Source organism: Plantactinospora sp. A48 (genome assembly GCF_055793945.1).
In genome coordinates, this window is record NZ_JBTIXF010000024.1 from 85,889 (window position 1) to 95,202 (window position 9,314).

Below are 9,314 nucleotides of genomic sequence, written 5' to 3' on the forward strand. Positions count from 1 at the left end.
GCGCGGCTCGGCGTCCTGCCGACCGGCTGGGAACAACGCTAGGCCCGCCGCCATCCTGGCGCTTCTCGAATCCTGACCGGCTCGGGACCGGCTTCGGACCAGGTGGGAGACTTCTCCGCGTGCGAACCGTGGAACGGGATGTCGTACGAGCTGTCGTGCTCGACGTCCGGGAACGGCTGCTGCTCTTCCACACCAAGGATCCGACATATCCGGAAAAAGGCGTCTGGTGGGAGCTGCCGGGCGGCGGCATCGACCCGGGCGAGACGTACCGCGAGGCGATCGTCCGGGAGTTGGCGGAGGAGACCGGCATCGTCGTGGCGGCCGATCAGGTCGGTCAGCCGACGTGGCGGCGCAGGGCGAGCTTCCGGTACCGGGGTGAGCGGCGGATCAACAACGAGGTGATCGTGCCGGTACGCCTCGCGGTGACCGGGCCGCCCGTCGACGGCGCCGGGCGGGTGGAATTCGAGGACGAGGACTACTTCGACTTCCGGTGGTGCCCGGTGACCGAGGTGGTCGGCAGCGCCGACCGGTTCTATCCGGGCCGGCTGCCGGAGCTGCTGGGGCCGTTCCTGGCCGGGGACCGGATCGACGAGCCGTTCGAGTGGTGGTCCTGAGCGGCGGCCCGGGAATCCCACCGCCCCCGGTGACGTTCCGTCCGAGGTAAGGATGAGTTAACGCCGAACCGAGAGGAAACGGACATGAAGGTACGTAGTTCACTCCGGTCACTGACCCGGAAGCCGGGTTCGGTGGTGGTACGTCGGCGCGGCCGGGTGGTCGTGGTCAACCGCGCCAACCCCCGCTGGAAGGGCCGCCAGGGCTGACCCGAACGACGGCCACGGGTGAGGGACACCAGAACGTCACGGCCGGCAGCTCTCCGGGAGAAGCGCCCTGTACCGCGTCCCCTCGATGAGAAGATCGAACCAGCGGTTGGTGTCGTTCCGGAGAGATCCGTTCGGTTACTGCAATCCGTGGGGTGCGGAATGGCGACCATCCTTGTCACCGGCGCCAACAAGGGCCTGGGCTTCGAGACCGCCCGGCAACTCGTGGCCGCCGGTCACAAGGTGTACGCCGGTGCGCGCGACGCGGAGCGGGGACGCAGGGCAGCCGACGAGGTGGGCGCCAGTTTCATCCAACTCGACGTCACCGACGACGCCTCCGTGACGGCGGCGGCCCAGAAGGTGGAGGCCGACGGCGGGCTGGACGGCCTGATCAACAACGCGGGCATCGAGCCGCGCTCGGACGACGGCGGCTTCATCCCGGTCTCCGAGGTCACCGCCGAGCTGGCCCGCCAGGTGTTTGACACCAACGTGTTCGGTCAGATCCGAGTGCTGCACGCGTTCCTGCCCCTGCTGGAACGCTCCGCTGCCCCGGTCGTGGTCAACGTCGGCAGCGGTACGTCCCTGATGCGCGACCTGAGTAACCCGGACAACCCGGCGCACTTCTATCCCGACGTCACCTATCCGGCGTCCAAGGCGGCGGTGAACATGCTGACCCTCCAGTACGCCAAGGCGTTGCCCGGTATGCGGATCAACGCCGTCGACCCCGGCTTCACCGCCACCGATCTCAACTTCCACGCCGGCCACCAGACCATCGAGGAAGGCGCCGAGATCATCGTACGGATGGCCCAGATCGGCCCGGACGGTCCCACCGGAGGATTCTTCGACGCCCGCGGCGTCATTCCCTGGTGACCGGGTGCCGATTCCGAGGGGCAGGTCACGAGGAACCTCTTCTGGCCGTTGATCCGCTTTCCGACGCGGTAGCCGCGCGGGTTGCTCGCGACTCCTCCGGTTCGGTCGCTCGACGGACCTGATCTCGTATCGAGATATTGGCAAGTCCGGACCATGATTGTGGGGTGAAGCGGGGGAGCGCGTGGGCGGGGGCACTGGTTCTGACGGTCACCGCGCTGGCGCTCGGGCCGGCCGGTGGCGCGTGGCTTCCGGGCGGTGCCCTGCCGGCGGTGGACCGGTTCCCGCTCGCCGTCATGCTGCTGGTGCTGGCTTACGGGCTGGTCGGACGCCGCCGGCTCGCGCTGCGGGTGACCCTGGGCCTCGCCGCGGTCACCGCGGTGGTCCCGCCGGTGCAGTGGCAACGGTTGGCGCTGTCCGTCGCGGCCGCCGCCATCCTGGTGCCGGACCGCGCCAGCTACGTCGTGCGGGCGGACTCCCGCCGGTTGCGGGCCGCGTCGGTGATCGCGACGGTCGCCCTCGGCATCATGCTGGCCGACGGCCTGTGGGCCACTGTCCGGCATGGACGGCCGCTGAGCCGCGCCGCCTTCGGCGTGTTGCCCTTCTTTCCGGCGACCCCGGACCGGTCCGCGCGGGTGCTGGTCCTGCTCGTCCTGGCGGTCCTGCTCGCCGCGCTGGTCGTGTCGCTGGCCTCGGCGCCCGCGCCACCGCCGTCCGGCGAGGCCGACCGGACCCGGGTACGCGACCTGGTCCAGGAGCCGGGTTCGGGCAGCCTCGCCCCGTTCGTCACCCGCGCCGACCGTACCTATGTGTTCAGTCCCGGCGGCGACACCGCGATCGGCTACCGGGTGCGGTTCGGAGTCGCCCTGGCCGGCGGCGACCCGGTCGGATCCGCCCCGGCCGAGGCGATCGCCGCGTTCGTGGCGGTCTGCGAGCGCAACGGCTGGCGGCCCGCGGTCCTCGGCGCCGACGCGGCGGCCGTCGGTGAACTCTGGCGCCGGGCGGGGGTACGTCGCGCCGTCGACATCGGCGACGAGGCGGTCCTGGACGTGGCCACGTTCTCGCTGGCCAGCCGCCGGATGCGCAACGTACGTCAGGCCGCCCGCCGGGCCGACAACGCGGGCGTACGGGTGCAGGTCGGTGCCCTGGACCCGGCCGTCGTGCCGCTGCTGCGGGAGGTCCTGCACGACTGGCTGCGGGGCCGTCGTGAGCGGGGCTTCGCGATGAACCTCGACGGCATCCTCGCGCCGCGTACCGACACCGTCTACGCGGTGGCCCGGGACGCCACGGACCGGCCGGTGGCGTTCGCCCGGTTCCCGGTCGCGGCGGGCGGCCGGATCCTCACCCTCGACGTGGCGCCGCGGCGTCGCGACGCCCCGAACGGGGTGGTCGAGCGGATGATCATCGCGGTGGTCGAGCACGCCCGGAACGTCGGCGCGACCGAGGTGACCCTGAACTTCGCCGGGATGCGCCGGGTCTACAGCGGGGAGGCCCGGGGGGCCCGGCTCGTCCAGGTGCCGCTGCACGCCCTGGACCGGTGGATCGAACTGCGGTCGCTGTATCTGTTCACCGGCAAGTTCCATCCCCGCTGGCGTCCCCGCCAGTTGCGGCTGCGTTCGTGGTGGGAACTGCCACCGGTCGCGATCGCCGCGCTGACCGCCGAGTTCGGCACCGAGCCCGCGCTCACCGTGGCGTCGGACCGGACCGACGCCCTCGCCACCCGGTAGCCGCCCGCCGCCGGGGACGGCCTCGGCTCACCGGCTGACCGGCCGAGCGGCGGTACGGATCGGCCCGGGGAGGGTACGGATCGGCCGGGCGGCGGTACGGATCTGCCGGTGCGCGGTGTGGGTCGGCCAGCGAACGTGACGGGTCGGCGGGGCGGCTGTGCGGGGCGGTCTCCCGGAGCCGTTCGGCCAGTTCCCGGGTCGCGTCGACGTACGGCTTGTCGGACTCGCCGGGCCAGTGTCCCTGGATCGGTGGTGGGACGCTGTCGCCGGGCGCGGCGACCACGTCGGCGGGATCCTTGAGCCGGCGGTCCACGGCCGCCGCCGGATCCGCGCCCGGAGCCGCTGGATCCGCGCCGGCCGACACTGGGGCCACGCGGGGTGCCGCCGGATCCGGGCCGGCCGCCGGTTCGTCCGGACGGTGCGCCGAGAAGATCCATCCGCCGATCGGGTCGGTGTCGCGCCACAGGTTCAACCACCGCCAGCCGACCCGGTCACCCAGCTCGCGCAGCATGCCGTCGTCGACGTAGGCGGGGAAGACCCGGGCGTAGAGCCGGCGCAGTGGCGAGTTGTAGGTCAGCAGGGCGACCCGGGCGGCGACCCGGGGCGGGAGTTGCAGGACGGTGGCGGCGACCAGCACCGAGCCGTGGCTGTACCCGGCGACCACCACCGCGTTGCCGCTGTCGACCAGGTGGGTGATCCGCCGGGCCAGCTCCGGGACGGCCCGCTCGGCGTAGCAGGGCGGTGCGAACGGATGGGCGGCCCGGGGCCACAGGGTGGCCAGGTCCCAGAGGACGCCGACATGATGCCGGAAGCCGGGGGTCCGGTAGGCGAGGATCCCGCCGATGACGAGTCCGAGCACGGTCGCCGAGATCGCGTAGCTGCCGACCGCGATCCCGAATCCGACCAGGCCGGCGGGTACCCGCGAGAACCGTTCGATGGCGTCTCCGGGATACAGCCCGATCATGTCGACCGCGGTGCTCGCCGCACCCAGCCCGGCGAGGCAGGCGTAGAGCACGGCCAGCGGTAGCAGCCGTTCGGTGAACCGGGCCCGGACGATCGCCTGCCGTACCTGCCGCAGCCGGGGGCCGGCCTCCGGCGGCGGGTCCGGAAAGTCGCGCGCGACGATCCTGGCCGCGGCCCGGCGGCGGCCACGTCGGGAGAGCACCGCCACCAGGACGCCGACGACCACCGTGACCAGGACCGCTCGGCAGAAGCCGTAGATGGCCCAGGTGTAGGCCCGGGGGGCCTGGGGGACCGCCACGGCCGCTGGAGCGCCGCGGTCGAGGAAGTCGGCCACCCGCTGGACGAGTTCGGCGGAGTACACGACGGACAGGCCCCCACCGGCGGCCGCCGCCGCCAGCATGCCCAGTCCCCGTACCGGCGGATGGCCTGGCTGTCGGTACCGCCGCCACAGCAGCACCACGGCCAGCGCCGCCAGCAGCCCGGCGTGGGTCAGGAACAGCGCGGTGAGGCTCGACCCGTACCCGGGCAGGGCACCCCCCTGGTACCGGTCCGGGGGCGCGGCCAGGCCACGGGCCCCCACCAGGACGGTGAGACCGATGGCGATCGTCCGCGGCGCTCGGGCGACGGCGTCGAGCCGTGGGTTCGCGGGGTCGTGGTCGATCAGTGACGGGATGCAGCTCATGGCCACGCAGGCGGCCAGGACCGCCCCGGTCAGCACCGCCAACCCGACGGTGACCGACGGGGTGCGCTGGGCCCCTCCGGCGGCGAGCAGGCTGACGTCCAGGGTCGCGAACGCCGTGGCGACATGGATCGAGCGCAGCCGTCCCATCAGCGGCTCGGCGTCCCACTGGCCGATCGTGCTGAGCGGGTACCGGGCGGGCCCGGTGCGCTCGGGCGCGCGGAACGCGCTGAAGGCCCGCGCCGGACGCCTGCTGGACCGCCAGATCAACCCGATGGCGGCGGCCGGAACCAGGGCGAACACCGCCAGTCGCAGTCCGGCGGGGGACCCACCCAGCCACGACAGCCAGCTTCGCCCGGACAGGCAGGCCGGCGTGGACAGGCACTGCCAGGCGACGAGGTCCAGCGCGACCCCGACGGCGGCGAGCACGTACAGCGCGGTCAGGGTGAGGCCGAGCAGCCGGCACAGGGATCTGATCACCGGGTCGGCGGGTGGATCTCCGGGTCGCATCCAGACCGCCACGTTCAGCAGCATGAACGGCAGGAGGAAGACCAGCGACAGGGTCCGGACCACCGTGCCGGCGGGCAGGTCACTCCACCGGTACGCCTCCAGGCCCGGTCCGTTCGCTTCGTGGGCACCGCCGCAGGCGGCCCTGGGTCGGTAGAAGCCGGCGCTGCGGTCTCCCGCCACCTGCTGGACCAGCGGCCAGTTCAGGACCTCGCCGGCGCCCGGGGCGGAGACCCCGTGTACCCGCAACTCCACCACGTTGTCCGGCGTCGCCGGCCCGGGTGCTCCTGCGGATCCAGCCGCCGACATCGACCCTCCGAGACGTGCTCGGCCACGCCGCGCGGGCGGGGCCGACCGGGACGTGACCGGCCACACCGTGGCGGCGGGCCGACCGGGACGTGACACCGCGGGGCCGAGGATGCCCCGGTCCGCCGCGTGGCGGCAGGGTCTACCCGGCCCGGCCGGGTCCAACCCCGGGACGCCCGCCCGACGCCGGCACCACGCCGTCCCCGGTAGCGCTCCCGTCCAGCTCGTCGAACAGGGTGGCCGCCCGGGTGGCGGTGCCACGGGCCCAGGTACCGGTGCTGAGCAGGCCCAGGGCCAGGATGCCGACGCCGAGGGCGGTGATCAGCCACCACACGTCGTGCTCGGCGTCGGTGAACGCGCTCCCACCGCGTACCGATCCGACGATCGTCCCGGCGATCGCGACACCCAGGGCGGTGCCGGTCTGTCGGCCCGCGGAGGCCACCGCGGTGGCGACACCGGCCATCGAGCGCGGCATGCCCGAGACCGCCGTGTTGGTTATCGGTGGGTTGATGGTGCCCAGGAAGACGCCGAAGAGCAGGAACACCCCGAGGAGGAACCCCAGGCGGGTGCTCGGCCCGATCAGCAGGGACAGGCCGCCGCCCAGGGCCAGCGCCGCGCCGGAGACCACCAGCGGCAGCCGGGGTCCGCGCGTCCCGACCACCCGGCCCGTGTACGGGGACAGCAGCGCGATGAGCGCGCCGACGGGAAGCAGGCTCAGCCCGGCCGTCAACGCCGACATGCCGCGCACCTCCTGCAGGTACAGCGTCGTGACGAACAGGAACGCGCCGAAGGCGCACAGGGCGAACAGCGCGATCAGGATGGCCGAGGCGAACGGCACGCTGTGGAACAGGCGTAACTCCAGCAGCGGGTCCGGGCGGCGCGACTCGTGGCCGATGACGCCGAGCACGCCCAGCGCCGCGACGACGAGCAGGGCGAGAATGGTCGTCGAGGTCCAGCCCCGCCGGTTGGCCTCGATGATCGCGTAGACCAGGCTGCCCAGCACGGTGACCACCAGGAGTTGGCCCACCGGGTCGAAGCGGCGGGCCCGCGCCGCGCGGGACTCGGGCACGAACAGCGCGGTCAGCACGATGGCGGCGATCACGATGGGTACGTTGACCCAGAAGATCGACCGCCAGCCGAACCCGTCGACCAGGGCTCCGCCAAGGATCGGGCCGAGCGCCAGCGACAGGCCGGACACCGAGCCGAACACCCCGATGGCCCGGGCCCGTTCGGTCGGGCCGGTGAACGTGTTGGCGACGATCGCCATGGCGACGGGGTTCAGCATGGTGCCGCCGACGGCCTGCACGGCGCGGGCCGCGATCAGCCCGCCGATGCCGGGTGCCAGCCCGCACAGCAGCGAACCGAGGCCGAAGGCCGCGAGGCCGATCTGGAAGATCCGCTTCCGGCCGAGTCGGTCGGCGGTGGATCCGGCCAGCAGCAGAAAGCTCGCCAGCACCAGCGTGTACGCGTCGACCGTCCACTGCAGGCCGGACACCGAGGCGTGCAGGTCACGGCGGACCGTCGGCAGCGCGACGTTGACGATGGAGATGTCCATGACCACGACGAGGATGCTGGCGCAGCAGATCGCCAGCACCAGGTACCGGTGACGTGGGCTGAGCTCGGTCATTCGGATCCAATCGATCGGGCCGTCGGGTTCACCGACTGTGCAGTTCCAGCGACCGATCCCGACGCTAGGGCTTCGAGCCCGCTCGAAGTCAAGCCGCCTCCCGGTCGCCCGGGGCCGCCGGGTGCGGGTGACTCTTGGCAGCCGGGCCAACCTTCGCTACCGTCCATGGGAACGCTCCCATAATATTTAGATACATCGTTGTCATCCGGAGGTAACGTGGCTACTCAATCCGTACCCGTCCGTCGGAGATCGACGGCCATCGCTGTGGCGGGTGCCGCGGCCGTCGCCGCCGTCGCCACCGGATGGTTCACCGCCGGTGACGCTTCCGCCGGCACCCTGTCCGGGTCGCTGTACCGGGACCCGAGTTCGGCGGTCGTCCGCTGGGTCGCGGCCAACCCCGGCGACTGGCGTGCCTCGGCGGTCCGCGACAAGATCGCCAGTCAGCCGCAGGCCCGCTGGATGGCGAACTTCAACCCCTCGACCGCGCAGTCCGAGGCGTCGTCCTTCATCGGCGCCGCCAACGCGGCGAACCAGATCCCGGTGTTGTCGGTCTACGAGATCACCAACCGGGACTGTGGCGGCGCCAGCGCCGGCGGGGCGCCGGATCTCAACCAGTACCAGAACTGGATCTCGAACTTCTCCAGGGGACTGGGCAACCGGACCGTCATCATCATCCTGGAGACCGACTCGCTCGCCCTGCAGACCTGCCTGAACAGCGGCGAGGTCACCGCCCGCGACCAGGCACTGGCGACCGCCACCCGGACCATCAAGGGTGCCAACCCCAACGCCAAGGTGTACCTCGACGGCGGCCACTCCACCTGGAACAGCGCCAACGAGCAGGCCAACCGGCTGAGGGCGGCCGGCGTGCAGTACGCGGACGGCTTCTTCACCAACGTGTCGAACTTCAACCCCACCTCCGGCGAGGCGAACTACGGCCGGGCCGTCATCTCCGCCCTCAACGGGATGGGCATCTCCGGCAAGCACCAGATCATCGACACCAGCCGCAACGGTGGGGCCAGCGGTGACTGGTGCGCCGACGACAACACCGACCGGCGCATCGGGCTGTACCCGACGACCAACACCGGCGACGGCAACATCGATGGCTACCTCTGGGTGAAGCCGCCGGGTGAGGCGGATGGCTGCCGGTACACCGCCGGTTCGTTCCAGCCGGACCTGGCGTACAGCCTGGCCAACGGCGCGCCGAACCCGCCGACGACGGCTCCGCCGACCACCGCTCCGCCGACCACGGCTCCGCCCACGACGGCTCCGCCGACCACGGCTCCGCCGACCACCGCTCCGCCGACCACCGCTCCGCCCACCACGGATCCGCCCACGACGGCTCCGCCGACCACGACGCCGCCGGCCGAGGGTCGGACCTGCTCCGCCTCGCTGTCGGTCAACCAGTGGAACGGTGGCTTCACCATGAACGTGACGGTCACCGCCGGCTCGGCCGGCACCAATGGCTGGACGGTGCTCGTCAACCTGCCGGGCGGCGCCGCGGTCACCAACAGCTGGAGCGCCCAGGCCAGCGGCACCACCGGCACCGTCCGGTTCACCAACGTCAGCTACAACGGGCAGCTCGGTGCCGGACAGTCGACCCAGTTCGGCTTCCAGGGCACCGGCACCGCGTCCGGCGCGACCGCCACCTGCACCGCCAGCTGAAGCCCGGTCACCCCGGGAGCCCGGTCACCCCCAGGGACCCGGTAGGGGGGGGCACGCCTTTCCGCGCCTGGTCCCCCGATAGGGGCGGGCCCCCTCGCAGGGTCTGCCGCCCCCCCTGTTGACGTGCCCATCTGTCTACCCCGGGAAACCTGTCCACA

7 protein-coding genes are annotated in these 9,314 nt (G+C 72.4%); 5 read left to right on the forward strand and 2 right to left on the reverse strand.

The window, feature by feature from the left end; all coding sequences use genetic code 11:
* Positions 1-119 precede the first annotated feature (119 nt).
* The 4 genes from ACXN5W_RS15100 (at position 120) to ACXN5W_RS15115 (ending at position 3,412) form a co-directional block, all read left to right on the forward strand.
* Entirely contained in the window at positions 120-614 is a 495-nt protein-coding gene (locus tag ACXN5W_RS15100; protein WP_473158901.1) for an NUDIX hydrolase, read from the forward strand.
* Positions 615-698: 84 nt separating this feature from the next.
* The gene (locus ACXN5W_RS15105; RefSeq protein ID WP_473158902.1) at positions 699-821 is read left to right on the forward strand and encodes a 50S ribosomal protein L36; all 123 of its coding nucleotides are present in this window, start codon (positions 699-701) and stop codon (positions 819-821) included.
* Positions 822-980: 159 nt separating this feature from the next.
* A complete protein-coding gene (locus tag ACXN5W_RS15110; RefSeq protein WP_473158903.1) occupies positions 981-1,688 on the forward strand; it encodes an SDR family NAD(P)-dependent oxidoreductase in 708 nt (235 codons plus the stop codon).
* A gap of 164 nt (positions 1,689-1,852) precedes the next feature.
* Positions 1,853-3,412, forward strand: a complete 1,560-nt coding sequence (locus ACXN5W_RS15115; RefSeq protein WP_473158904.1) for a bifunctional lysylphosphatidylglycerol flippase/synthetase MprF — start codon at positions 1,853-1,855, stop codon at positions 3,410-3,412.
* Here the strand turns inward: ACXN5W_RS15115 and ACXN5W_RS15120 are convergent.
* Both ACXN5W_RS15120 and ACXN5W_RS15125 read right to left on the reverse strand, forming a co-directional pair.
* A complete protein-coding gene (locus ACXN5W_RS15120) occupies positions 3,369-5,870 on the reverse strand; it encodes a hypothetical protein (RefSeq protein ID WP_473158905.1) in 2,502 nt (833 codons plus the stop codon). The two genes, ACXN5W_RS15115 and ACXN5W_RS15120, sit on opposite strands and share 44 nt — an antisense overlap.
* 139 nt (positions 5,871-6,009) lie before the next feature.
* Positions 6,010-7,494, reverse strand: a complete 1,485-nt coding sequence (locus tag ACXN5W_RS15125; RefSeq protein ID WP_473158906.1) for a DHA2 family efflux MFS transporter permease subunit — start codon at positions 7,492-7,494, stop codon at positions 6,010-6,012.
* A gap of 216 nt (positions 7,495-7,710) precedes the next feature.
* Here ACXN5W_RS15125 and ACXN5W_RS15130 point away from each other — a divergent pair, with 216 nt between their 5' ends.
* Positions 7,711-9,156 (forward strand): glycoside hydrolase family 6 protein, encoded by a 1,446-nt coding sequence (locus ACXN5W_RS15130; RefSeq protein ID WP_473158907.1) that lies wholly within the window; start codon positions 7,711-7,713, stop codon positions 9,154-9,156.
* Positions 9,157-9,314: the final 158 nt, after the last annotated feature.

Excerpts from the sequence above, each read along its gene's own strand:
- ACXN5W_RS15120 (WP_473158905.1), bottom strand. The coding sequence starts at position 5,870 with ATGTCGGCGGCTGGATCCGCAGGAGCACCCGGGCCGGCGACGCCGGAC.
- ACXN5W_RS15125 (WP_473158906.1), bottom strand. The coding sequence starts at position 7,494 with ATGACCGAGCTCAGCCCACGTCACCGGTACCTGGTGCTGGCGATCTGC.
- ACXN5W_RS15110 (WP_473158903.1), top strand. The coding sequence starts at position 981 with ATGGCGACCATCCTTGTCACCGGCGCCAACAAGGGCCTGGGCTTCGAG.
- ACXN5W_RS15105 (WP_473158902.1), top strand. The coding sequence starts at position 699 with ATGAAGGTACGTAGTTCACTCCGGTCACTGACCCGGAAGCCGGGTTCG.